Origin of the sequence: Vibrio qingdaonensis, assembly GCF_026191675.1 — a bacterium.
Taxonomy (GTDB): Bacteria; Pseudomonadota; Gammaproteobacteria; order Enterobacterales; family Vibrionaceae; genus Vibrio; species Vibrio qingdaonensis.
In genome coordinates, this window is record NZ_JAKRRY010000037.1 from 1 (window position 1) to 24,916 (window position 24,916).

A 24,916-nucleotide genomic window follows, 5' to 3' on the forward strand; every position below is an offset into this window, starting at 1 on the left:
TGAATACGCACGTAACATCATTGAGATCTCTCGTGAGTGTGGCGTGCAACCTTTCCAATGTGACCTAGGCGGCGGTTGGCCACGTGAGCGTGAGCCAGAGTGTCGTAGCAAAGAGCACATGATGAACTCAAACACTATCGAAGACTACGCGAAAATCGTGTGTGCCGGTATGCTTGAAGAGTTCAACAAAGAAGGCTTTGAAGTCCCACAACTGTGGCTAGAGCCTGGCCGTTACATTGCAGGTAACATCGGTACGCTACTGACGTCTGTTTACGTAGTGAAAGATGACCAAGAGATGGACTACACGTACACCATGGTGGACGCGTCGACTTACCTAGCAACGCTAGTGGAATCTCAAGAGTCTAAAAACCCAGTGCTTCCAGCGAACAAGATGACACAACCGCTTGTTGATAGAACCACTGAAATCGCAGGCCCTATCTGCATCCCATCTATTTGGGAAAGCGGCGCACGCATGCCTAAGCTGGTACCAAACGACGTACTTGCTATCATGGATGTGGGTCACTACGCAGAGTCTCAAGCAAGCCAATTCAACTCACTGCCACGCCCTGCAACGGTACTGGTTAAAGACGGCGAAGCTGAGCTAATCAAACGTGCTGAAACAGTAGAAGACGTATTTGCCACGCAAATCCTTCCAGAGCGTTTTGTAAAAGCAAAAGCTGAGATTGAAAAGAAAATGGCGAAGCCAGCAGCGAAAAAAGCGCCATCTAAGCGCAAAGTAGCCAAAACGCCTAGCTATGCAAAAGCGGCAAAAGCAGCGAAAAAAACCAAGTAAGTCACTTAGCGATCAGTACTAACACGACGTACTGAACTTATGATAAAAAGCGCCCAATGGGCGCTTTTTTGCGTGTAGGTATTCAATGAAGAATGAGTTCACTCCGATAAGTCCCTTAGATTTTCCAAGTCAATACCTACATAGCAACACTTGTTAAAAATGAACATTTTTTACCACCAGCATACAACCAATCACTAACAAGAAAATATGAACAATTCGATGGTAATCAATTTTGTATTTATGCAGAAAGTGATAGCCAATCATGCCGCCCGTTAAACCAATGATAAACGCAGGCATTGCAGACATCACCAACGACAAAACTTCTGCGGTGATCAGCCCTTCATTCCAAAAACTGACATTGGCACCAATCATTTGCAACATAAAGAAAAACGCTAATGTTGATTTCGTCTGATCAGCCGTCCACGGCTGCATTGACGTATATGCGATAACGGGAGGACCTGACTCACCTACGCTTGCCCCCAAAACGCCAGAAGTAAAACCCGCTCCCACCGTCACTGGAATAGATGTCTTCTTAAACAAAGGTTTAGTGGAGAGCAATGAATGTAAGCTAGAAGCAACTAGCACCACTCCCATCGTTAAAAGAATGTAATGAGAAGGCATAGTGGCCAACAGTTTTGCGCCAACAAAAGATGCAGGCACAGAACCAGCAAAAAGAATTAGCCCTGTTTGTCTTTGGATAGAATGACGCATTTTCCACACGATCGGTAGCGTGACTAACCAGCCAAAAATCCCAGCAATTGGCACAGCAGTTTGCGCGCCAACGATAAAAGAGAGTAGTGGTACTGACACAAGTGCCGAACCAAACCCCGTCAATCCTTGAGTAAAGCCAGCCAATGCAATGATCAGCGAAACGAATAGTAAAGTGGTGTCCATATGTCCTATTACTTAGCGGAAGAAGGTTAAGCACACTATAAACTCCACAGATTAAATAACCATTATGCATGTCACATTTTGTTGTTTTATGTAAATTTACTTTCACACTTGTGATATTTTTCTCAGATATACTTAAAACCCTTCGTATAATGTAAGTATTCATACAAACACCAAACAATATGATTTGCACCTAGCTCACTTACCAATTTTAGATATTGTCCTAACGTAAGACCCTCCCATAGGCGGTTAATTTGGACCATTCCACTTAGATAATCAGCAAAAGCTTAGATAACCAGCAAGAGCTTAGGTAATCAGCAAGAAAGCCGTCGTCAATCTGGTCGCCCTTGGCTCAATTTGACCAAAGTATCCGCTTTTCTATCGAAACGGGTAACCAACAAACGACTCCAAGAATTTCATCATTTTCATACATTATTAACGCTTTAAAATTTGAGAGGTAAACAATGGAGAACTTCCAAGCAGGAAATGAAAGCATATTTAGCATAAAGGCAAGCGGTCATACTCTGGCAAAAGGAGTCGACGAGTTCGATAAGATCTATGGTTTGGGCTACAAGGTTGGACATGAAGACTGGTCTCCCTACCCTCGTGTCAATTATTTACGACAAACCTTCCTCAATCGATCCTACGATATTGACGTTGAAAGGCTTCGGTTGGTCACTGAAGCGTATAAAAGATACGAAGCAGTACCTCGTATACTCCAGTGCGCCTACGCGTTTGAAAACATTCTTCATCACAGTACCTTATACATTTACGAACAAGACTTAATCGCGGGTGAGATCGCGGCGCCCGCTAAGGCCTCTCCGATCTATCCCGAGTTTTCAGCGGACTGGATCATTGACGAGATCACGCATGCCCCGTTTGAGGAGCGCAGTAACGACCAGTTCTATATTCGCAATGATGAGGATCGAGCCGAAATCCTCGAGTTATGTGCGTATTGGAAAGGGAAAAGTGCCAACGAAATCATCACTGCACATTTGGATGAAGACCAAAAGAAAGGCTCCCATATGGGAGAGAAAGTATTTCAAACCAACAACTATCATTTTGCTGGCATCGGTCACTTTGCCATGGATTTCAAAAAGCTTATGACGCTGGGCTACGATGGGATCTTAGAGCAGACAAGAACGTCATTTTCCAAATTATCAAAACAAGACCCTGACTTCTGTGACAAGAGAGATTACTACAAAGCAACCATTATCACGCTTGAAGCAGCAAAAACGTACATTTCGCGTTATGCAAGTCTTGCCAACACGTTGGCTAAAGAAGAGTCCGACCCGATAAGAAAACAAGAACTAGAAACGATGTCAACGAACTGCTATCAGATTTCCGGAGGTGTTCCAAAGAGCTTTTGGCAGGCGGTCCAGCTATTTAACTTTGCAGTCACACTCACTCAAATTGAAGGGAATGGTCATTCCATTTCTTATGGTCGTATGGATCAGTGGTTATTGCCCTTTTATCAAAAAGACATCAACGAACGTGGTGTGCCAAAAGCCTTCATTCTCGAATTGATTGAAGTGCTTTATGTCAAAATGAACAACCCAACGAAGTTAAAAGACAAAGGCACGGTGAAAGTGCGTAATGGGCGTGGTTTTGGCGGAGAAAGTCTTACCATAGGCGGCGTTGACGAAGCCGGGCAAGACGCCACCAATGACCTAACCATGCTAATGCTAGAAGCTTCCGCGCATACCAGAATGATGAATCCCTGGGTTTGTTTGAGGATGCATGAAAACACGCCTTACGAGCTAAAAATCAAGACCATCGAGTGTATCCGTGCTGGTTACGGACACCCTAAGCTCTTCAATGACGGTCCAGCAATTAAAGCCATGCAGGGAAAAGGTGTCACATTACAAGAAGCTCGTGATTATGCCGTGGTCGGTTGTGTTGAACCTACCATTCCCGGTAAAGAGCACGGTTGGCTTGACGCGGGGTATGTCAACACCGCAAAAATGATGGAAATGGTCATCAATGGCGGCCGCATTCTTTCGGGCCCAAATGCAGGTATGCAGTTGGGGCCCGATACTGGCAGCTTGGAAACCTACAAGACATTTGATGAGGTATTGGCCAGTGTCGACAAGCAGTTCGCGTATTGGTGTGATCAGTTGTGTAGCTGTCTAAACGTCACTGACAAAATCCATCGAATGATCAAACCAACCCCCTACATTTCAGCGTTCTTCGAAGGCTGCATTGAGTCAGGGCGCGATATGACCGCTGGAGGTGCGAAATACAATGGTACGGCGCCACAAGCGGCTGGAATCGCGACCTGCGCCGATTCATTAGCCACAATTAAAAAGTTAGTTTTTGACGATAAGAAGTACACCGGCGCCCAACTTCTCGATGCGGTTAAACATAACTGGGTGGGCTACGAAAAGCTGTACGCGCTCATCAATAGCTCGAAGATCCCTCATTATGGCAACGATATTGATGAAGCGGACGCGCTATTTGCGTTTATGTTTGAGTGCTACTGTCGCCATATCAAAGGACGAGAGAACCCACGAGGCGGTAAATTTAGCCCAGGGGTGTATACCGTAAATGCCAATGTAGGGATGGGACTTTATACCAATGCCACGCTTGATGGCCGTAAAAACAAAGAGCCTATCTCTGACAACATGGGACCAGTTCATACCGCTGGAGGCTCTCATGATATTCACGGCCCGACCGCAATCGTGAATTCTGTGACCAAAGTTGATCACAGTCTCGCGACTAACGGCACGCTACTCAACCTCAGATTCCCTGAAGATGCGGTATCAGGCATTGAGGGGAGAGACATACTTGGCAGCTTTATTGACGAATACATATCCAAACAAGGCATGCACGTTCAGTTCAACATCATGAGCTCTGAGAAAATGAAATCAGCGCAAAAGAACCCTGAACTTTATCGAGATATGTTGGTTCGTGTCGCGGGATACAGCGCTTACTTCGTCGAACTTGGCAAACCACTGCAAGACGACTTAATTCAGCGAACAGAACTTAGGTTCTAGTCAACACACACTAATAGTGTCAATGAGGTGGGTGCTTTGCGCCCACCTACCCACGATACCGAGGTTATTTGTGTCAAACCTAGCAACCGTTCTAAACGTACAACGATTTACCCTGCACGATGGTCCGGGTATTCGCACTGAGTTTTTTCTCAAAGGATGTCCGCTGCGCTGTGATTGGTGTGGAAACCCCGAGAGCTTTAACCGACGCACCGAAGTCGGTGTTTTTCATAACAAATGCATCACCAGCCAGCACTGTGGTTCGTGTCTTGATGTCTGTCCTTCCCCTAATGCGCTTATCTTTTCCGATGCCAGCGTTCAAAAAGTAGCTCGAGACCAATGCTCGTCATGCCTTGCTTGTGCGGACGAATGCCCTTCAGAAGCCATCAAACAATGGGGGCAATCCATGTCCATTGATGAATGTATGCGACTGATCCGAAAAGACAAAGGGTTTTATCAACGTTCTGGAGGTGGCGTGACCGTTTCAGGCGGCGAGCCTCTATTACAAAGTAACTTTGTGTTAGAGCTCTTTAAGCTCTGTAAACAAGAAGGCATCCATACCTGTGTCGAATCGAGCTTCTTCGCCAATTGGAATCGAATTGAAAAACTACTGCCTTTTACCGACCTGTTTATTTCCGATATCAAGTTAATGGACAGTCAACGTCATAAACAGCACACAGGGGTCGATAATCGAAAGATACTCAACAACTTAAAAGCCCTGTCTCAATTCGATAAAGAGGTCATTTTAAGGATCCCAGTCATTCCATCGATAAACGATGACGATGACAATATGGAGGCCACTGCTGATTTCATCGTCAATGAATTGAATGGAAAAGTGAAAACGCTGCAACTTCTAAGCTTTATGCGCCTTGGCGAGGAAAAATATCATTCATTAGGGCTCACCTATCCAATGAAGGATCTGAAGTTTGAACGTCAAACCTTTCAAACACGGGTCAACCAGATCGCGGAGTATTTCATTCAACGAGGGGTCCATTGCACGGTAGGGACCAAAGAAAAAGGCGATTAATCTCCCGTTGTATAACGATAAGGCAAGTGATGAGACTTGTCGTTTCGCGTTTCACTCAACAACAATGGCATCAATAAAAAAGCCCAAACTGAAAAAGTTTGGGCTTTTCTCATTGCCAAGTTGCTCTAAGTACTAGGCACTAACAGCTTCAAGCGCACGAACGGTTTGCTTCAACGCTGGCAGCAAGGTTGAGCTGGCACTGAACTTACGAAGGCCAAGTGCCATCAACAACTGAGTCGCTTTGACGTCCCCCGCCATTTCTCCGCACATGCTGACTGAAATACCCGCTTTATTGGCTGACTGTATCGTCAATTCAATCGCCTTTAGTACCGCTGGCTCAAAATAGTTGACCAACTCAGACACCTCGGTATTCCCTCGGTCTGCCGCCATCACATATTGAGTCAGATCATTCGTACCAATAGAGAAGAAATCCACTTCCGCCGCCAATGCATCGGCATTAAATACTGCCGCAGGAACTTCAATCATGATACCAACGGATAGCCCCGCTTGCTCGACTCCTAACGCTTTACACTGTTTTGCAATTAACGCTTTTACCGCCCGAACTTCCGCGACAGTCGCAATCATTGGAATCATCAATTGGATGTTCGGCTGTGCTGCATGAGCTCTAATGAGCGCTCTCAATTGAGTTGCAAACAACGCTTCATGCTTTAGGCAGAGGCGAACACCGCGTTGACCTAAGAACGGGTTTTCCTCTTCAGGCATAGGGTATGCTGCCAAAGGCTTGTCACCGCCAACATCTAGGCTTCGAATCGTGATTGGATTGTCGCCAAACGCACGAGCAATTTGTGTGTAAACCGCATATTGCTCTTCTTCTGTCGGCAGTTCGGCTTTGTCTTGAAACAAGAACTCTGTGCGAAACAGCCCTACACCTTCAGCTCCATTTTCAAGCGCCGATTCTATATCTTCAGGTCCACCGATATTGGCAAGAGCTTGAATCTCAATACCATCTTGTGTCACAGCTTTGGTTTGTGCATGTTGCAATGCCAACTCTTGGGCCGCTAACCATTCATGTCGTTTGCCATTAAGCTCTTCTTGCACCGCCTTTGACGGCGCAAACCAAAGTAAGCCACTAAAGCCATCAATGGTTATTTCATCGCCCGCTTTTACCTGCTCCAGGCAACCTTGCACTTTGACAACGGCTGGAATACCCATAGCACGAGCAAGGATTGCACTGTGAGAGGTTTTCCCACCCTCACTTAAACAGATCGCCACCACTTTCGACTTATCCAGACCTGCCACATCAGAAGGCATCAAATCTCGAGCAAGAAGCACGCTAGGTTCGTTGATGGTAATCGCTTTAGGCTTTTCACCGGTTAAAACGATCATCACCTGGCGGCAGATGTCATAGACATCCGCTTCACGCTCACGCATGTACTGACTGTCAGCAGCCTGATACTGAGCAGCTAACGCCGTCATGACCTCTAACCAAGCTTGCTCAGCAATGACTTCAGCTGCGATTTTTGCCTCAACTTGCATCGCAATTTCTGGGTCGGCAAGCATCATGGCGTGGGCAGCAAAAATGTCACCGTGCGGAAATTTAGCCTGAGCTTCAAGGTGCTGATTAACCTCTGAAATTGCTCGTTCAACCTTGATAACTTCTTGCTCGGCGTTAACAAAATCGCGATTTGGAACATTGGGCATTTCCTGGATGAAGATAATCGCTGGTGCGGTCACAATGCCGCCGTTCACACTGATACCCGCCAGTGCCCCTTCGATATCAGTGTCGATGATTGGCTCCTCGCCAGACTCATTACTGTTATCGATCCCTTTTTCGACTTGCTCTGCTTCACCAAAATGTTGATTCGCCAGAACAACAAACGCATCTAATGCTTGTTGCGCCTCTGCGCCACTGGCGTAAAAGGTGATTTCGTCACCGCATCGCACACCAAGTTTAGCAATACTGTTAAGGCTCTTTGCACTCACTTGTTGCCCTGCTTTCTCTAACTGAACATCACAAGAGAATGGGGCAACACAACCTACAATGGCCGCGGCGGGTCGGGCATGAATACCGTGAGGGTTTTTCACAAGCCACTTAAAGGTCAACGCGTGAGTATCAGTCACGATGCAGTCAGGAACCCCAACCGCTTCAACGGCTATTATTTCTTCACCTAGGTGTTCTTTTTTCACATCTAGCGCACTGCTTGCTTCTGCGATAACCGCATCAATTGATAGCCCCGCAGCCGCAGCCACTGACGCAGCCATCGTCCCTTCAACAATCGGGGCTGAAACCAATGCGACTTTGTTGCGAATCTCATCATCTAGCAGTTCAAGTGCCATTTCTGTACTTAATAGTGCACTACCAAGATCCATCAGCACCACTACACCATTTTGGTCACACACTTCTTCAATGGCGCCCATTACCGCAATGGCATCTGTGCCGATTGGGTTTTCAGGATCATCGACCCCAGCTGCGATCGCGAGTTTAGCTTTGCCTTGCGTCATTTGAGTGGCCAATTCGGCCACTCCTTCGGCTAATAGGCGGCTATGCGATACGACTACAATGCCTACCATGCTTACTTCCCTGCTATTGCCTGTCTTAGTGCTTTGATCATGAGTAGTGAAGACGTTGCACCCGGGTCTTGATGACCAATGCTACGCTCACCTAGATAACTTGCGCGCCCTTTCCTCGCTTGCATTTCAATTGTTGAAGTTGCGCTCTTTTCTGCCACTTCAACCATTTCATCAAGTAAGTGGTCTGGGCTCGTGCCGTTTTCTAAAGACGTTTTCATCTCATTGAGCACGGGTAGCCAGACGTCACACATCGTCTTGTCGCCCTGCTCAGCTTTACCGCGAGAGATAACACCATCTACACCGCTCTTAAGATCATCAATCAGTTCTTGGAAGGTCAATGACTCGCGACTGCCCACAGAAGCTGCCGTGCGGATAAAGAGGGTACCGTACAATGGACCACTGGCACCGCCAACACTGGAAAGCAGCGTCATACCCGTGTTTTTCAAGATGGTTGAAATGTTTTGTTTTTCAACCTTTGGCAGGGTTTCTTTCACCTTCTTGAAGCCACGATTCATGTTTAAGCCATGGTCAGCGTCACCGATATCACGATCTAGATCCGTTAGAAAATCTTGATTCTCTTCATACGATACGGCGCAAAGCTCTAGCCAGTTGATAATGTGTTGTTTTTCAATTTGCATCTGTTTCTCCTCGACTACCACTTCATTGCTGCTGTATCTACCGGAGCGTCAAACAGCTCTAGCATCTCTTTGTCCGCTTTAAGAAGTGTGATAGAAACACCCTCCATGTTCAGCGATGTACAATAGTTACCAACCAGGTTACGGGCGATACGGTACCCTTCTTTCTCGCAGTTATAAGCCAGACGGTTGTAGACACCGTACAACTCAGATTCAGGCGTTGCACCAAGCCCATTGACAATAGCGATGTAGTCATGATTAGTAACGAAATCTTCAACCGTTGACTCAACTTCATCCCACTCGCCTTCCACACGATTCCAAAGACGTAAAGTGCGGCTGTATGAAATATTTTCTTTAAGTTCTAGGAACATTTTGTCAACCAGTTCATCAGCACTCGTGAATTTTATGCGCTCAATACCCGGCTCACCGTGAATGCCAACACCAAACTCCACTTCATCGTCAGCAAGCTGGAATGACGGTTTGCCTGCAGCTGGAACCACACACGCATCAAGGGCCACACCGAATGAGCGACAGTTATTATTAATACGATGTGCCAGCGCTTCACATTTCTCTAGCGAATCCCCTTTATCGGCAGCGGCACCTACGATCTTTTCAACCAGTACCGTACCAGCAACGCCACGACGTCCAGCGGTATAGAGGCTGTCTTTCACCGCTACATCGTCATCAATCAGCACTGAGCCAACTTTAATCCCATCAGAGTGAAGCAGCTCCACAGCTGTTTCAAAGTTCAATACATCGCCAGTGTAGTTTTTAATGAAGAACAATACGCCTTCGCCCGTGTTTACTTGATTGCCACACTCATACATTTGGTCTGGTGTTGGTGACGTAAACACCTCACCTGGACAAGCCCCCGTCAACATCCCTTTACCAATGAAGCCGGCGTGTAGAGGTTCATGACCTGCACCGCCACCTGAAACAAGGGCAACTTGCCCTGGGGTTTCTTCATGCCACATATAACGTGGTTCGTAGTTGGCTTTTAATTGCGGGCGAGAGGCAGCAAGCCCTTCCATTTGCTCTTTTACAACGTCTTCAACACTATTGATTAGCTTTTTCATACCTTTTTCTCTTTTGTAATTTTAATGTTCGTTTAATTGGATTTATGTAACTTTTAATACATCATATGAACAAAACAGTCGGCAACAACGAAAATAATTTATGTTTCACATTGAAACGTTTTACTTTTTTTATTGTTCCACTTTGAAACACAAACCCATATATTAAAAGCTTTTAGTGATCTACTCCAAGGTATAAATACCGACCATAATCTTGATAAACCACGCTTTGCTAGCTATGTCATAAAAACGACACTCACACTTGGGAATGGCTTAGTAAATGAAGATTTTCTACCTATTATGGGCTCAACGTTGAAACAAAAAATAACCATTAACAGAAGGTCTGAAAAAATGGACAAAATAATTATTAGCCCGAGCAAATATGTTCAGGGTGAAAACGTATTAGGCGCTATCGCTAGCTATGTAAAAGCACTCGGTGCAAACCCACTTGCTATCGCTGATGAATTCGTTACCGATCTAGTGGGTAACACAGTAAAAGAAAGTTTTTCTCAACAAGAGATGCCGCTCGCGATGGATGTGTTTAACGGTGAGTGTTCACGCGTTGAAATTGACCGACTGACTGATATCTGTGCCACTCAGAAAAACGACGTCATTATAGGTATTGGTGGTGGTAAAACTCTAGATACCGCTAAGTCGGTTGCTTTCTTCACCAAGATCCCTGTCGTCGTGGTACCGACGATCGCCTCTACAGACGCGCCAACGAGCGCACTGGCTGTCATCTACACGCCTGAAGGCGAGTTTGCAGAATACCTATTGTTCCCGAAAAACCCAGACATGGTGGTCATGGACACGAAAGTCATCGCGGGAGCTCCGGTTCGTCTACTCGTAGCAGGTATGGGTGACGCATTGTCAACTTACTTCGAAGCTCGTGCAAACATGACTTCTGGCAAACCAACAATGGCTGGTGGCGCACCCACACGCTCAGCTCAAGCGTTGGCAAAACTGTGTTACGAAACACTCCTAGAAGATGGTCTAAAAGCTAAAGTCGCGGTTGAGAATGGGGTAAGTACCACAGCCGTTGAGAATATCATTGAGGCAAACACTTATCTAAGTGGTATTGGTTTTGAAAGTTCGGGCCTTGCCGCGGCGCACGCTATTCATAATGGTTTGACGAAGCTTGAAGAATGTCATCACCTCTACCACGGTGAAAAAGTCGCGTTTGGTACTCTTGTGCAGCTTGTGCTCGAGAATGCACCGATGGAAGAAATCAATACGGTGCTCAACTTCTGTAAAGAAGTCGGTCTACCAACTAACCTATTCGACATGGGCGTGAAAGAAATCAACAAAAACAAGCTGTTCGAAGTCGCCGAAGGAGCAACAGCAGAGGGTGAGACGATTCACAACATGCCATTCCCGGTAACTGCGGACAGTGTGTTTGCCGCTATCTTGACTGCACACCAGTTAGGGCAGTAACCATGAATTGGTAACACGTAAAAGGCTAGCAAATGCTAGCCTTTATTCATGACACGAATAAGAATTAAAAATCTTTCAGAGATCATCCAGTCCATACTTCTGGACTTTTCTCCATAACGTTGTTCGACCGATATTTAAGGCCTTCGCCATATCCTGCATTTTGCCATCAAACATGTTCCACGCTTGAATAATGGCTTTTTTTTCCACGTCTTCTAGCGTCAATATGTGTTTGCCATTTTTAGCTGCACTGTCATTAGCACCCGACTTAATCTCTTCAGGAATATCGCCGAGGGTAATCATATTGGCACTACGATTAAGAAGAATTCGTTCCATTCGGCTTTTCAGTTCAGAGTTATTTCCTTTCCAATTAAACTGAACTAGAGCCTCCATCACGGTTCGCTCTATGGTAACGGCGACATTATGACGTTTTTCATAATTGCTGATCATCATCATCACCAAATGCTCAATGTCCTCTTTCCGCTTTCTAAGCGGTGGGATATTGAGCTCATTTGATGAGATTTCATAGTACAACTGGCGGCCAAAAGAGCGCTGGGCAACATACTCACTAATATCAGATGTCGTGCTGGTGAGCAGCTGAAAAGCCACTGGGATTAAGCGTTGGCTATCGCTTCGGCTTACCAAGCCGGTTTTAAGTAACTTTAGAATCACAGCCTGAAGCTCAGGGCTCATGTACTCAATCTTCTCCAGATACAAAGTGCCATTATGGGCGAGTTCAAATTTAGAAGGCAGCCCATGCCCATCTTCATCATCGTAGCCGAGCATCTCGCGAATCATGGCTTCTGAGGTCAAGGAACGACAGTTAATACTTATAAACGGCCCGTCTTTTTGATCACTTTCATTATGAATAGCCATGGCCAAATCGGACTTTCCTACCCCTTCTTCACCAGTAATAAGGATGGGAGACTTGGACTTTATAGCGCGCTTGGCAACCGTGATGATATGCTTCATACCTTTAGATTGAACGTTCAAGTTAGCAAAGGTATATTTGGCGCTCCCCCCGATTTGTTGCTGCGCCAGTTCTCTTATCTTATCAATCGGGTGCACAAACAATAATTTAGACCCATCCACAAGCGGCCGAAGAGTAATAATCGCTTCAACGAATTCACCGCTAATCTCTACCGTTGTTTGCTTACGACGAATAGTATTATTGTCTTCTATACTGCGCAAAATAGTGGGTGCAAAACGAACCACCGAAAAGATGTCTTTTTCAATCACATCCAACGTTTTGAATTTAAGCAAGCGCTCAGCCTGATGATTAGCCATCGTAATCCGATTTTCATCGTTCCAGGCCAACAATCCATCATCCATACACTCAAGCGTTGCATTGTGTGCATTGAGTAAACGATTCATGCTTTCTTGCTCGTTTTGAATATGAATTTGTAAGGCAATTTCTTTAGCACAGGAAGAAATAATCACGTGATTTTCTTTGCTGTATTCCTTTGCTCGTTTAAGTAATGAAATAGTGCCTCTCAAACGACCTAAGGTGTCAAAGATTGGCGCGGCGGTCGACGCATAAGGATGTAAATGGCGATTAAAATGCGCCGCAGCGTATACTTCTGCAGGCATATGCGTATTGAGTGTTAAGCTAATCGCGTTAGTGCCTACTTTACCTTCAGAAAAAAAGCAGCCTTTTTTAAAGCCTAACTCATTCACTTCACGCAGCAAATCATCATGCCCAATGGTAAACAACACACAGCCACTGTCATCTGTGACAAATAAAATGACCGCCTCGTCTCTAAGAAGATCATAAGTATCCTCAATGACGGTAGTGGCACAACTGATAACCCGCTCATTACGCTTGATTAAAGACTTTAATGTATACCCTGAAGCAACATGAGGTTTTGACCAATTATAGGGACTGGACTGTTTAGCACAGCGCTCCCACGACTCTAAGATGGGAGATAGCATAAATTCGGGAGACACCCAGTGGTGTTTCTGAAAAAACTCCCACTTCTTTTTATTATCTTCTATAGAAAGCATTGATGAACCAGAATTGTTCGTCTCGATAATCTGAGACAGAAATGAGTAGTGCGCATGATGTGCTGCATTGAGCAGATGACTTATTTTACTGACTTAAACCCGTTAGGAGAGTGATCGCATTCACAGCCTGAATGAGTAACAAAACTAATCTATATAACACTGATCTTGGTCAGAGTTGCTGTGTATTAACAGCAATTTGACCCTTAAGTATTACGCTGTGTGACCTAAGCAGCACTAGAATCTAGGATCATATAAAAAGGAAGGCTTTTAAATTTTTTACTGCGGAGAACAGAGAATTCGCACGTCCATGTGTGCGTGACGTTTAGTGTTAAACCCAAGCTAGAGAAAGTAATAGTAAAGGTACCGCTATCGATGCGGCCATTTTCACTAAAGATAAGGTTTCACGAAGAATAACTTTTGATTTTGAATCAATGATTTGTGCGGGCTGAGTTAACGTCATGGTTGCTGAGTTGTTCATTATAGTACCTTTTAATTTGCGTAATAACCTGTGATTTATGTCGCAATTTTGCACTCTTTTGTGAGCTTCGTCAACCACAAGCTGTCACTTTTTGTTGTTTATTGTCTACATATGTAACTTAAAACAAATCAAAAAAACCCTGCACTACGGCAGGGCTTCAAATTATATTCTAACTATAATGATAACTGTATTCTAACTAGTTGTAATTATAGACATTTAATCCCATCAAGTAATGGTCGATAAGAAGACTCCTGTCGATAAAATACTGCCGGTTTTCCAATCGGGGCATCAACGTCAACCCACCCACCTTCGAACACTTCACCGCTCCAAGCGTGAATCCACGTATCGTTTGGCAGATATAAGCGCTTCACGGTTTCACCTTGGTTATAGACAGGGGCAACAAGAATATCGCGGCCAAATAAATACTGGTACTTGATCTCGTAAGCCACATCATCTGCCTCATAGTGCATAAACAAAGGACGTTGAACAGGCACACCCTCTTGCGCGTTCAGCGCAACGGCATCCTTGATATAAGGCTTAAGATGAACAAATACGTTGGTCATCTTCGCCAAATGATTCATGGTTTCTGCGTCTGAGTCGTATTGATGATTATCGCCAGGACGGTTTCCTTCGTGACTTCTCATGATCGGCGTAAACGCCGCCATTTCAGCCCATCGTTGGAACAGCTCTTTCGTGCGCTTCATCCCATGTAATGTCGTATAGCCACCAATATCACTATGGTGGATCCCATTCCCCATCAAACCAGAAGAAAGTGCCGCTGGAATCACGGATGCTAGGCCATCATCAAGACACCAATCTACCGACTGGTCTCCGCCCCACAACGTATGGCAATAACCTTGGATACCGGTGCCACCAGCACGCATAAAGAACAGAATGTCATCCGTTTTACCGGCTTCCTCGATAGCCTCATGTTGAACTTTCGCCCAACGGTAAGGCCATTTATTATGCTCAATTTCAGCGCTCACCCCATTACTCAATGAACAGTCTGTAGGAAGATACTCGCCAAAGTCGCCCATCCAACCATCTAGGCCGAAGTCGATCATGTTGCTCTTAATAACACCTTTGTACCATTCACATGCTTCAGGACTCGTAAAATCAACCACACCGCAATAGAACTCACCAAAATCAACAACGTACTTCGACCCGTCTTCTTGCGTCGCTAAATACCCTTTCGCCTGCGCTTCATCATACAGCGGAAAATCTTCCAGGACATAGGGGTTAATGTAGCCAAGAAAACGCACTCCTTGCGCTTTTAACTCATGAATTCTGCTGTCCAGTTTAGGGTATAGGTCTTTATTCCATTGCCAATCCCATTGCAAGCGTTTGCCAAACGACGTCATCTTGATACCTTGCCAATCTTGACACCAAGCGCCGGCTACCTTAATACCTGCTTTCTTAGCCGCCTCAACTTTTGCTACGGTGATCTCTGTGCCACCTTGGATGCCAAGTATTACACCATCATGGACCCAATCTGGCATTTCAGGCTGTCGTCCAAATACCCCGGTAATGTTTGTCATCAATTGCGGGTAGTTATCCTCGGCATCAAACAAAATATACTGAGGAATATCCCATGCTTGCAGTTCATGGAAGTCCGAATTAGTAAAGTCAAAATCGGCATACGCTGTTGTTTCTAAATGGCAGAAGTACTTCTTGTCTGACACAAAAGTCGGCTGTGGGTAGTTTGTGGTGTAGTAATCGCCGCCGGCTTTGTCGTGTATATCAGCCTGCCACGTCACATAAGTATTCTTGTTACGACCCACACCCGGCTCCGACGACCAAAGTGGGAAATTTTTGCCGCGTAGATTTAGATACGTCAGCTGTTCACCACAACCAAATACACGCTCTTCTTCTGTTGCTGACACTCGCATCCAGAAACGGTTAAAGCGCTTGTCGATCGCTTCAAATTCTGCTTTCAGGCGTGACTCTTTTGTCTCGCCGACAATCATCTTGATGACTTCTTTGCCATCAAAGTAAAATCCAATGGAGTGACACTCTTTTCCTTCATTAGAGAAGGTTTCAACCTTAAATTGACGTAACGCTAAGCGTTCAGTCACATAATCTGTGATATCGAAGTTACCACGATACATATCAAAATTGCCTTCACCGATTCCCAGATAGATAGCGGGAGTTGATACGCTATGTTCAATAACGGTACGACCTTTGTGTTGCAAGGAAAAGCCTTGCTCTGTAACGATTAAATTCATCTCAGTTACCCATGTAATTCAAAAAGCCTGAACTAAAATAGTTTTAAGGAGGGCGCGATGGGGTTACCAAAGCGCCCTATTCTTTGTTCTTATTTATTAAGAAAATAAGGATTTACTTGAACTGAACTTTGTAATCAGCATCAATTTTCGCTTCACACGTTTTGATCTCGTTTTCAAAACGTTGCAGCCATTTCTCACCTTCTTTGCCAGCCGTCGTTAAGAAGTAATCCTTAACTGGGCCTGCGACTTTTCTGAATTCAGCGCGTTCTGCCGCTGTTGGGTTATAGATCGTACCATCAGCTTTGCGGAACTGTTCATATGCTTCAAATTCTTTATGTTTTGGATACGCGCGTAGGTACTGGTTTTGCGCGGCTACACCATCGATAAGAACGGCTTTTAGCTCATCAGACATGGATTTAAATTTCATATCGTTGAACACCCAAGCTCCCCCCATGTACGCGTGACCATCAAGGATGATGTAATCTAAACTTTCATGGAATTTGTTTTGAACAATATCAACAATGCCGTTTTTCGTGCCATCAACAACACCCGTCGAAAGTGCTGTATAGACTTCAGGCCAAGAGATTGGTGTTGGCGAGCCACCCAGCTCTTTAACCAGCTCTTGCTGGATTCGTGCAGGAACAGTACGAAGTTTTAACCCTTTAACATCATCAGGTGTGGTTACCTGCTTCTTGGTTGTCGCAATATTACGCCAACCACCAGAGTTCGATACCATCATTAGACGTACATTAGGTGCTCTTTTCAGCAGTTCACCACGAATATCGCTAACGAACGCTTCGTTATCGTACACACACTCAGCAACACGGTCATTTGGTAGCATGTAAGGTAAATCAAATGCGCCCACTGGTTGCCAAAAGTTCGCTAGTTCTGGAATAGTTGTTTGAAAGTAATCAAACATCCCTGCTTGAACCCCTGCAATACACTCTTTCGCGGTACCACACAGCTGACCTGAAGGATAGATATCAACTTCAATTGCACCGTTGGAGCGAGACTCTACAAAGTTTTTAAACACCAATAACGATTGATGGTTATAACTATCAAGGTTAGAAACATGAGGTACCGTCAATTTGTAGTCCGCTGAATAAGCGGCACTAGAAGCGAGTATGGCTGTGGCGGCAACGGCAAGTAGTGTTTTTTTCATTCTATATTCCTTTTATCTTTATAAGTTTTTATTTCACGTATTCTTTTAAATCAGCGCTACATCACGCCCAACAGCTTAGGTAGGCCTATTACTAATTCTGGGAAGAATGAGATTAAGAAGATGATCAAGAACTCCACAATCAAGAACGGAATGATCGCCTTTGAGATCTTTTGTAATGGCTCTCCAGACACCCCAGAGGCAACAAAGAGCACCAGCCCCATTGGCGGTGTAGCTAAACCAATAGACAAGTTCACACACATCACAACGCCAAAGTGAACAGGGTCAACGCCTGCATTAATCATGATTGGCGCAATAATAGGACCAAAGATTAGGATGGCAGGACCTGCATCTAAGAACATGCCAACGATGAATAAGAAAATGTTGATAATGAAGAACAACATTAATGGGTCACGAGTAATACTATTGAAGAACTCAGTCACCGTATTCGAAATACCAGAGAAACTGATTGCCGACGCAAAACCGCTCGCTGCAGCAACAATAATCAGTACGGCTGCCGCATTGACTGCCACTTTGGCAAACAATGCATACGTCGCTTTAATATTCGTTACCTTGATGACGTACACAGACAAGAAGATCGCATACGCTACAGCAACAGCTGCCGCTTCCGTTGGCGTAAAGATACCGCCATAGATACCGCCTAGAATAATGACAGGCGTAAGCAAAGGAAGAATGGCCAATTTCAAGCTTTGGCTGCGCTCAAGTTTTGTTGCACGAGGCAATGTTTGAACCTGTGGGTACTTACGAATTTGCATTCGGTTTACCAACATAAGGCCAACACAAAAGATGAACCCTGGGACAATACCTGCGATGAACATAGCCGCGACCGACGTATTCATGACAAATGCGTATAGCAGCATGAGTCCAGACGGTGGAATAATGTTACCCAATACAGTTGCTGCTGCCGTTAATGCTGCAGAGTAGCTTTTGTCGTATTTATATTTCGACATTTCAGGAATCAGCATGTTACCGATTGCCGATGTCGCCGCTACGGCAGAGCCAGTTAGCGCCCCAAACATGGTAGAAGCAAGAATAACAACGTGCCCTAGCCCACCACGCATGTGCTGAACGCGAGTCTGAGCAAAAGAAATAATACGTGGCGTAATACCGCCGCTCGACATGCACTCTCCGGCTAGCATAAAGAATGGCAGTGCTAGCAATAAGAAGTTATCCAAACCCGAGTACAAGCGCTGATACAGCATGTTGATGAATAGTACTTGGTCGTTTTGTATAAATGTGATGATTGGCGATAAACCTAAGGCCATCAACACAGGCACACCCATTAACAGGAATGCCATAAAATAAAGTAGGAAAATTGGGGAAACCATAACTTACCTCTACTCAGCAGCTTCAACCGCTGAACCACGATGTTCAGCAGGATCAAAATGAATAAGATTGTGTAATGCGCCAAGTAATTTTTGCAAAGCGAATAGACATGAGATTGCTAACATGACGGGTGGAATGGCATACACCACAAACATGGGAATTGGCAAACTATCCGCCATTACAGAGCCAGTTTTAAAGAACGCGTATCCGAAGTAGATCCATATACCGAATAGAATCAAGCTCGCAATATGACCAAACACAGCCAACAATTCGAAGATTCTAGTGCCCTTCAGCTTGTCTGTGACAAAAGTCATCGCGATGTTGCGCTCATCCAAATAGATAATGGGCAGGCATAGATAAGTCATGTAGATCATCAAGAAACGAGACGATTCATCTGTCCACCCCAACGGGGTGTTTAAAATGTAGCGAAAGGCTACTTGAACTAATACGATGACTGTCATCACTAGCAAAAAAAAGCCAGCTAAATTCGCAGTCCAGCGCGCTATAGGCGCATTAATCGTATTTAAAGCGTTTTCCATTGCTTTCAGCATAGAACCACCATAAAAAATAATAATTTTTGTTATATAAACGACATATTGTTCACTCTGTTTGTATTGATAACTCAGTTAGTAATTCTGAACCGTGAGTGTTTTCACACTGAGCAACAATATGTCGTTTTTTGTAGGGTTTATGTCACATAAGGGACATTGTGGTTGTTTTACGCTTTGCCATTTGAACCAAATAGGCGAATTTTGTGTTGCACAACTTCCATCATTGACGCGATACCGGTATTCATGACATCCGCTAAAATGAAGTCGTTCTCATTCTCTTTCCAGTGCGCCTGAACACCTTTAATAAAGCCTTGGCGCAGTTCAGTATCAACGTTGATCTTTGCAACACCACGCTTAACCGCTTCAACAACTTGGTCATCTGGCACGCCAGAACCACCATGAAGAACAATTGGCTTTTTCACTGCGTCTTTAATTTCAGTCAAACGGTCAAATTTAAGCTCTGGTGTCGTTTTATAAACACCATGCGCTGTACCGATTGAAACAGCCAAGTAGTCCACACCTGTACGCTCAGAAAAATCTAATGCCTCTTCTACTGTGGTGATCATCGCGTCTTTTTCATCAACAGTAATGTCGTCTTCAGTGCCACCAATCTTGCCAATTTCACCTTCTGCACCAAGACCCAGCGCATGTGCAACCTCAACAACAGCTCGGGTAATACGGATATTGTCTTCAAAAGGCAGTGCAGAGCCATCAAACATTAAAGATTGGAAGTCACGCGTCGCCGCTTCCATACATTGCTCGAACTTACGGCTGTGGTCTAAATGAATACATATTGGAACTGAAATCTGGTGATGTTGAATTAGTGAATCTACGGCATCACGTAATGGTTTCATGCCAATCTCGTTGATGGCCTTTTGACCAATTTGTAGCATGATCGGAGACTGTTCTTTTTGCGCTGCTAATAGCACAGCTTTGATTGTTTCTAAATTGTGAGCGGTGAACGCGCCGATTGCATAACCGTTGCTCCACGCTTCTTGAATCATTGTTTTTCCTGACATATAAGCCATTTTAAGTAATCCTCTGTGCTTGTTCGTTACTGTAGTAAATTACCAGCCATATCCGTCCATTTCTGTTAGTTAGTTATCACTTTATGACGAAAATAAACACAAATGGACAAAAGTGAGCTCTTGAGCACATCTTGGGACAATTAGAGCATTGACCTTGATTTAGAGCCAAATACAAAAAAGAGATGACGGCGCACGCCGTCATCTCTTCGAGATTATTTATCTATTTTTATTTAATTATTAGTTAGTTAACTTAGATTCCCATCCAAGAAACCTTTCGCTAAAGCAGGGGCAAGTCCAGGCGTCAGTGGCAGTCTTGGAATCACTAAACAGTGCATTAAGTGGTAAATATCCTGTTTACCGTCCCACACTTTACTTGTACCAGCTTGATTATTTGTGTCCAATTCTTGCCACCATGAGCAACCATCATAATCAATAAGATAAGTACGACAGTAATCCCACCAAGTACGATAATAATCTTCATACTTCTTATCGCCCGTTACTGTGTACAAGGCATAAGCGGTGCCTATTGCTTCCACTGGCGCCCAGCGAATACGTTCGCGAACAACAGGTTTTCCATCCCAGTCTACTGAATACACAAAACCTGGCGCACCATCCACATGCCATGCATCTCGCACTGTGGCATCAAACAGGCCAATCGCATCCTCTAACAGCCACTCTGGGCAGTCTTCACCGATCTCTAGCAACGTTGCACGTAAATGACAAATTAAACGTCCCCACTCTATCCAGTGACCTGGGGTACCACCGTACGCACGGAAGTGGCTCGCCGGGGTTTCTTTGTTGTAATCTGGGAGAGGTTTCCACTCGGAATCAAAGTGCTCATTCACACGGTAGCTCAGACCCTTAGCTGTTTTGTTGATCATAAACTCGGTGATGTTAAGCGCACGCTGTAACCACTTCTTATCCTGTGTTACATCGTAAACAATTAGGAAGGCTTCAACTGAATGCATGGCCATGTTACCGCCACGATAATCTTCCGTTTCAGTCCACGCTTGGTCCCAAGATTCATAGCACATCTGACGGTCTTCTACCCAGAAGTGTTTTTCATAAACCGCAATAGCTTCATCTAAAAGTGCCTGCGCTCGAGGGTGACCTGTAGTCACCGCACTGGCAGCACCCAAAAGTACAAATGCGTGTTGGTAGCCTTGCTTTGATGAATCAGCAATACCCTCACCTTCATTGTCGATGGTCGCATACCACCCACCATGAGTGTTATCTTTAAGCGGCCCTTCAAGAGCGGCAATACCATGCTCCACAAGATCGTAAGCACCAGGACGCCCCATCAGAGCCGCGAGCGAATAACAATGCAACATACGAGCGGTGATCCATAGGCGCGTACCCATTTCGTCACGTACATTGCCGTTATTACCAATCCAACCAAACCCATTTGGCACGACCGCGTTTCTGCCAAACTCGAAAATTCTGTCGGTTTCAATATCTAACCATGCGTTATGGGATCGGGTATTAATCCATTTCATTGGGCGTTTCCTCATTATTTTTTATTGCAAGTGACGTTATCAACCACTCGCATTGAATTCAGTGTTTTAATGATTAGTTTGTGATAGCCACACGAGACCATTAATCGCATTCTGCGATATATACAATGATGAGCTTTTCTTCTTTATTTCACACCAAAGCGATGGATCGTTTTTTCCTCAAAATGCTCACTCGGGTTTAACCTAACCGAAGGAAAATGAGGTTGATTAGGGCTATCTGGAAAGTGTTGCGTTTCTAAACACAATCCTGCACGGTTTTCGTACTTCCTTCCATGTCGGCCAATCCATGATTTATTGGCTAATTTAAAGCCGTTATAAAACTGAACCGCGGGTTGGGTGGTTAGCACATCCATCGTTCTGCCCGTGTCAGCATCGTATAATTCAGCCGCGTAGCAATAACCGCGTTCCATCTTGCCGTTATTAAGAACAAAGTTATGGTCAAACTCGCGCGCGCCCACTTTGTTGCACTCACTAAAATCCAGATCACTGTGAGTGACGGCTCGAATCTCCCCAGTCGGGATCATGCTCTCATCAACGGGAGTGTAAAACTCTGAGTAAAGTTTCAACTCGTGGTTATCCACCGTTCCGGAATCATGGCCACCAAGGTTATAGTAGCTATGGTTGACCAAGTTAATCACTGTTGGCTGATCCGTTACTGCTTTAAAGTTGAAGTGCACTTGATTCAGCTCGTCTAAACCTATGGTATGGCTGACCAAAAGCGTACCTCCAAACCCAGACTCCCCATGAGGGGAAACGCGGCTAAAATGCAGGTACGTCGCTTCACCTTGCTCTTCTATCGCAAAATTCCATACCTGTTTATCAAAACCTTTACTGCCACCATGCAGGTGTTGACCTGTAGGGATTTCATTCGTTTCCAACTGGAAAACCTCTCCATCCAGCTCGTAACGACCATCTTTGATTCTATTCGCATAGCGACCGGCAATAGCGCCAAAAAACGGATGACCCGCTAAGTATTTATCAAGACTCTCATAGCCCAAGACCACATCGGCAAGTTTACCGTCACGGTCGGGAGTTTCAATCGACGTCACGATACAACCATAGTTGGTCACACGAAGTTTCATGCCGTGATTGTTTTCTAACGTAAAGAGTTTGACTGGTACAGTTTGGCCATCAACTTTTCCCCAGTTTTCTACGGTTAGTTTCACGTTATTGCCTCTAGTTATTATTTAACTTTTGCTTCTAAACCAGATGTAACACGCAGTTGTTCAAATACTGCCGTCCAATCTTGGCGACCACGCCCTGCTGCACGGGCAATGCTATACAATTCACGAGATGCAGCGCCACACGGCATAGGAACGTTTACTTGATTAGCCAAGTCCAACGCAATACCCAGATCTTTATGTGCGAGATCTAACATAAATGCAGGGCTCAGATCTCCAGCCAGTACTTTGCCAGGCCACGTTGTTGTGAAGTGTCCTTTACCTGCTGGCGTACCACTCATTACCTTTAGTGCTGCATCAAAATTAAGGCCAATCGCTTCCGACAATGTTGCCGCTTCTGCGGACAGCGCATTCAAAGCAATACTCATATAATTGTTGATGATTTTGACACGAATCCCCTTACCAGGTCCGCCAGCATCAACGGTTTCTGAGCCCATGCAATCAAACAGAGGCTGCGCGGTGGTGATTTGTTGCAACGTACCGCCGGCAAGAATCAATAACTCCCCCTTAATCGCATGGTCTGACGTTCGGCCAACCGGCGCTTCCATCATTGAAAATCCCTTGTCTGACATCTCTTTAATCAGCGCATCGGTTTCAAAAGGATGAACCGTAGACATGTCGATAAGCAATGCTTGTTTATCCAATGTTTCCGTCACGCCATTCTCACCAAAAAGAGCATTTTTTACTAACGCGCCATTGGGTAGCATAGTAATCACAAATTCGACGTCTAACGCCGCATCCGCTGGGGATGTGGCTGCCGTAGCTCCTAACTCAACCATCTTCTCAACAGCAGTCTCGCTGATATCAAATACGCGTAATGAGTGACCACCTTTAATAAGGTTTGCTGCCATAGGGCTGCCCATTTGACCTAAACCGATAAATCCTACTGTTGACATGAAAAAGTCCTTAGTTCTATTGTTGAATTGCTAATTACTATAATCATTCGAGATTTTTTAACTACAACATTTGTCACATTTTGTTGTTTTGTGTCCATTTATCGTCTTTTTGTGAGAATACTCTCATCGGAATCTGTTTTTGTCCTTATAATGGAGCCATGAGCATCCAAAAGGCTCTCCGTTAACTGCGATGGTCTATACGGCTTAACGTAGAAAACAATTTCACCCCTATTTTCCAATGATGTTGAAATAATAAGAGATTAAAAATGGCGATAGCTTGTGTTGGTATAACTGTATTAGACCGAGTGCAATTGGTTTCCCAACTCCCAACGACTGGGGGTAAGTACGTTGCACACGATTATTTTGAGGTTGGCGGAGGGCCTGCTGCCACAGCATCAGTTGCGGTTGCGAAACTTGGTCATGATGTTGACTTTATTGGCCGCGTTGGCTGCGATGGCGTTGCTGATACCATGCTAACCGAATTAGCGGGTTACGGTGTTGGCGTTGAAGAAATGATAAAAATTGAAGGTGCATCTTCCGCTTTCTCTGCTGTCATCGTGGATAACGAAGGCGAACGAATGATAGTGAATTATCAAGACAAATCTCTATCTCTTGATGCCACCCCTCTAGAAAATGTTGACTTTTCGACATATTCCACAATTCTTACAGATGTTCGCTGGTTAGATGGCGCGAAATATGCACTAGAACAAGCAAGAAAATTGGGCATTCCGTCAGTATTAGATGCTGATATCACACCGGAACCCATTGATGAGCTTGTAAAACTTGCCGATCACGTTGCATTTAGTGAACCAGGTCTCGAAAAATTCACTGGAACTAACGACCCTGTTGAAGGTCTCAAAATCGCTCAGAAAAAGACATCAGGTCAAGTTTATGTTACAGTCGGTTCAAAAGGATGTTATTGGCTTGAAAACGGCAAACTCGCACATCAAGTAGGCGTAACAGTAGACGTTGTCGACACCACCGGTGCCGGAGATGTTTTCCATGGCGCACTTGCTGTCGCTGTTGCTGAGCGTATGGAAACTCGTCAGTCTATCGTCTTTTCTAATACCGTCGCTGCTCTTAAGTGTAAGAAGCTGGGTGGACGACAAGGTATTCCTAGCAGAAAAGAAGTGGATGACTATATAGCAAACAAATAAT

The 24,916-nt window shown here is 44.8% G+C and carries 18 protein-coding genes and 1 pseudogene; 5 read left to right on the plus strand and 14 right to left on the minus strand.

Annotated features, from left to right (window positions below; translation table 11 throughout):
- Positions 1-793, plus strand: a pseudogene (locus MD535_RS20545) (diaminopimelate decarboxylase family protein); the annotation flags it as partial.
- A 153-nt stretch (positions 794-946) separates the two neighbouring features.
- Here the strand turns inward: MD535_RS20545 and MD535_RS20550 are convergent.
- A complete protein-coding gene (locus MD535_RS20550; RefSeq protein ID WP_265676893.1) occupies positions 947-1,687 on the minus strand; it encodes a sulfite exporter TauE/SafE family protein in 741 nt (246 codons plus the stop codon).
- A gap of 461 nt (positions 1,688-2,148) precedes the next feature.
- Here MD535_RS20550 and hpfG point away from each other — a divergent pair, with 461 nt between their 5' ends.
- Together hpfG and hpfH are read left to right on the plus strand one after the other, a co-directional pair.
- A complete protein-coding gene (hpfG, locus tag MD535_RS20555; RefSeq protein ID WP_265676894.1) occupies positions 2,149-4,680 on the plus strand; it encodes a (2S)-3-sulfopropanediol dehydratase in 2,532 nt (843 codons plus the stop codon).
- A 70-nt stretch (positions 4,681-4,750) separates the two neighbouring features.
- The gene (hpfH, locus tag MD535_RS20560) at positions 4,751-5,704 is read left to right on the plus strand and encodes a (2S)-3-sulfopropanediol dehydratase activating enzyme (RefSeq protein WP_265676895.1); all 954 of its coding nucleotides are present in this window, start codon (positions 4,751-4,753) and stop codon (positions 5,702-5,704) included.
- Positions 5,705-5,836: 132 nt separating this feature from the next.
- Here hpfH and ptsP read toward each other — a convergent pair whose 3' ends face one another.
- Genes ptsP through dhaK form a run of 3 tightly spaced genes read right to left on the minus strand, consistent with a single transcriptional unit; the run spans position 5,837 to position 9,947 of the window.
- A complete protein-coding gene (gene ptsP / locus MD535_RS20565; protein WP_265676896.1) occupies positions 5,837-8,236 on the minus strand; it encodes a phosphoenolpyruvate--protein phosphotransferase in 2,400 nt (799 codons plus the stop codon).
- Positions 8,237-8,238: 2 nt separating this feature from the next.
- On the minus strand, positions 8,239-8,874 hold the full coding sequence (gene dhaL / locus MD535_RS20570; RefSeq protein ID WP_265676897.1) for a dihydroxyacetone kinase subunit DhaL: 636 nt from the start codon (positions 8,872-8,874) through the stop codon (positions 8,239-8,241).
- Between the two features lie 14 nt (positions 8,875-8,888).
- Entirely contained in the window at positions 8,889-9,947 is a 1,059-nt protein-coding gene (gene dhaK, locus MD535_RS20575; protein ID WP_265676898.1) for a dihydroxyacetone kinase subunit DhaK, read from the minus strand.
- A 348-nt stretch (positions 9,948-10,295) separates the two neighbouring features.
- On the opposite strand from dhaK, the gene MD535_RS20580 reads away from it, so the two are divergent.
- Positions 10,296-11,378, plus strand: coding sequence for a glycerol dehydrogenase (locus MD535_RS20580; protein ID WP_265676899.1), 1,083 nt, complete (start codon positions 10,296-10,298; stop codon positions 11,376-11,378).
- Between the two features lie 75 nt (positions 11,379-11,453).
- Here MD535_RS20580 and dhaR read toward each other — a convergent pair whose 3' ends face one another.
- The 10 genes from dhaR to yihU all read right to left on the minus strand — a co-directional run bounded on the left by dhaR (position 11,454) and on the right by yihU (position 23,758).
- Positions 11,454-13,379: a dihydroxyacetone kinase operon transcriptional regulator DhaR gene (dhaR, locus tag MD535_RS20585; RefSeq protein WP_265676900.1), complete on the minus strand. Its 1,926-nt coding sequence runs from the start codon at positions 13,377-13,379 to the stop codon at positions 11,454-11,456.
- A 328-nt stretch (positions 13,380-13,707) separates the two neighbouring features.
- Complete coding sequence (locus MD535_RS20590) at positions 13,708-13,857, minus strand: hypothetical protein (RefSeq protein WP_265676901.1); 150 nt, start codon at positions 13,855-13,857, stop codon at positions 13,708-13,710.
- A 206-nt stretch (positions 13,858-14,063) separates the two neighbouring features.
- Positions 14,064-16,082: an alpha-glucosidase gene (locus MD535_RS20595; protein WP_265676902.1), complete on the minus strand. Its 2,019-nt coding sequence runs from the start codon at positions 16,080-16,082 to the stop codon at positions 14,064-14,066.
- A 112-nt stretch (positions 16,083-16,194) separates the two neighbouring features.
- Positions 16,195-17,244, minus strand: a complete 1,050-nt coding sequence (locus MD535_RS20600) for a TRAP transporter substrate-binding protein (RefSeq protein WP_265676903.1) — start codon at positions 17,242-17,244, stop codon at positions 16,195-16,197.
- A 56-nt stretch (positions 17,245-17,300) separates the two neighbouring features.
- Positions 17,301-18,590, minus strand: coding sequence for a TRAP transporter large permease (locus MD535_RS20605; RefSeq protein WP_265676904.1), 1,290 nt, complete (start codon positions 18,588-18,590; stop codon positions 17,301-17,303).
- 9 nt (positions 18,591-18,599) lie between these two features.
- A complete protein-coding gene (locus MD535_RS20610) occupies positions 18,600-19,139 on the minus strand; it encodes a TRAP transporter small permease (RefSeq protein WP_265676905.1) in 540 nt (179 codons plus the stop codon).
- A gap of 167 nt (positions 19,140-19,306) precedes the next feature.
- Positions 19,307-20,167, minus strand: a complete 861-nt coding sequence (locus tag MD535_RS20615; protein WP_265676906.1) for a class II fructose-bisphosphate aldolase — start codon at positions 20,165-20,167, stop codon at positions 19,307-19,309.
- Positions 20,168-20,412: 245 nt separating this feature from the next.
- Complete coding sequence (locus MD535_RS20620; RefSeq protein WP_265676907.1) at positions 20,413-21,663, minus strand: AGE family epimerase/isomerase; 1,251 nt, start codon at positions 21,661-21,663, stop codon at positions 20,413-20,415.
- 143 nt (positions 21,664-21,806) lie between these two features.
- Entirely contained in the window at positions 21,807-22,847 is a 1,041-nt protein-coding gene (locus MD535_RS20625; RefSeq protein WP_265676908.1) for an aldose epimerase family protein, read from the minus strand.
- A gap of 17 nt (positions 22,848-22,864) precedes the next feature.
- Positions 22,865-23,758 carry a sulfolactaldehyde 3-reductase gene (gene yihU / locus MD535_RS20630; RefSeq protein WP_265676909.1) on the minus strand — a complete coding sequence of 298 codons (894 nt, stop codon included), beginning with the start codon at positions 23,756-23,758 and terminating at the stop codon, positions 22,865-22,867.
- Positions 23,759-24,024: 266 nt separating this feature from the next.
- Between yihU and MD535_RS20635 the strand changes: the two genes are divergently transcribed.
- On the plus strand, positions 24,025-24,915 hold the full coding sequence (locus tag MD535_RS20635) for a PfkB family carbohydrate kinase (RefSeq protein WP_265676910.1): 891 nt from the start codon (positions 24,025-24,027) through the stop codon (positions 24,913-24,915).
- The last annotated feature ends 1 nt before the right edge of the window (position 24,916 follow it).

Excerpts from the sequence above, each read along its gene's own strand:
- MD535_RS20550 (WP_265676893.1), bottom strand. The coding sequence starts at position 1,687 with ATGGACACCACTTTACTATTCGTTTCGCTGATCATTGCATTGGCTGGC.
- hpfG (WP_265676894.1), top strand. The coding sequence starts at position 2,149 with ATGGAGAACTTCCAAGCAGGAAATGAAAGCATATTTAGCATAAAGGCA.
- ptsP (WP_265676896.1), bottom strand. The coding sequence starts at position 8,236 with ATGGTAGGCATTGTAGTCGTATCGCATAGCCGCCTATTAGCCGAAGGA.
- dhaL (WP_265676897.1), bottom strand. The coding sequence starts at position 8,874 with ATGCAAATTGAAAAACAACACATTATCAACTGGCTAGAGCTTTGCGCC.
- dhaK (WP_265676898.1), bottom strand. The coding sequence starts at position 9,947 with ATGAAAAAGCTAATCAATAGTGTTGAAGACGTTGTAAAAGAGCAAATG.
- MD535_RS20580 (WP_265676899.1), top strand. The coding sequence starts at position 10,296 with ATGGACAAAATAATTATTAGCCCGAGCAAATATGTTCAGGGTGAAAAC.
- dhaR (WP_265676900.1), bottom strand. The coding sequence starts at position 13,379 with ATGCTTTCTATAGAAGATAATAAAAAGAAGTGGGAGTTTTTTCAGAAA.
- MD535_RS20590 (WP_265676901.1), bottom strand. The coding sequence starts at position 13,857 with ATGAACAACTCAGCAACCATGACGTTAACTCAGCCCGCACAAATCATT.
- MD535_RS20595 (WP_265676902.1), bottom strand. The coding sequence starts at position 16,082 with ATGAATTTAATCGTTACAGAGCAAGGCTTTTCCTTGCAACACAAAGGT.
- MD535_RS20600 (WP_265676903.1), bottom strand. The coding sequence starts at position 17,244 with ATGAAAAAAACACTACTTGCCGTTGCCGCCACAGCCATACTCGCTTCT.
- MD535_RS20605 (WP_265676904.1), bottom strand. The coding sequence starts at position 18,590 with ATGGTTTCCCCAATTTTCCTACTTTATTTTATGGCATTCCTGTTAATG.
- MD535_RS20610 (WP_265676905.1), bottom strand. The coding sequence starts at position 19,139 with ATGCTGAAAGCAATGGAAAACGCTTTAAATACGATTAATGCGCCTATA.
- MD535_RS20615 (WP_265676906.1), bottom strand. The coding sequence starts at position 20,167 with ATGGCTTATATGTCAGGAAAAACAATGATTCAAGAAGCGTGGAGCAAC.
- MD535_RS20620 (WP_265676907.1), bottom strand. The coding sequence starts at position 21,663 with ATGAAATGGATTAATACCCGATCCCATAACGCATGGTTAGATATTGAA.
- yihU (WP_265676909.1), bottom strand. The coding sequence starts at position 23,758 with ATGTCAACAGTAGGATTTATCGGTTTAGGTCAAATGGGCAGCCCTATG.
- MD535_RS20635 (WP_265676910.1), top strand. The coding sequence starts at position 24,025 with ATGGCGATAGCTTGTGTTGGTATAACTGTATTAGACCGAGTGCAATTG.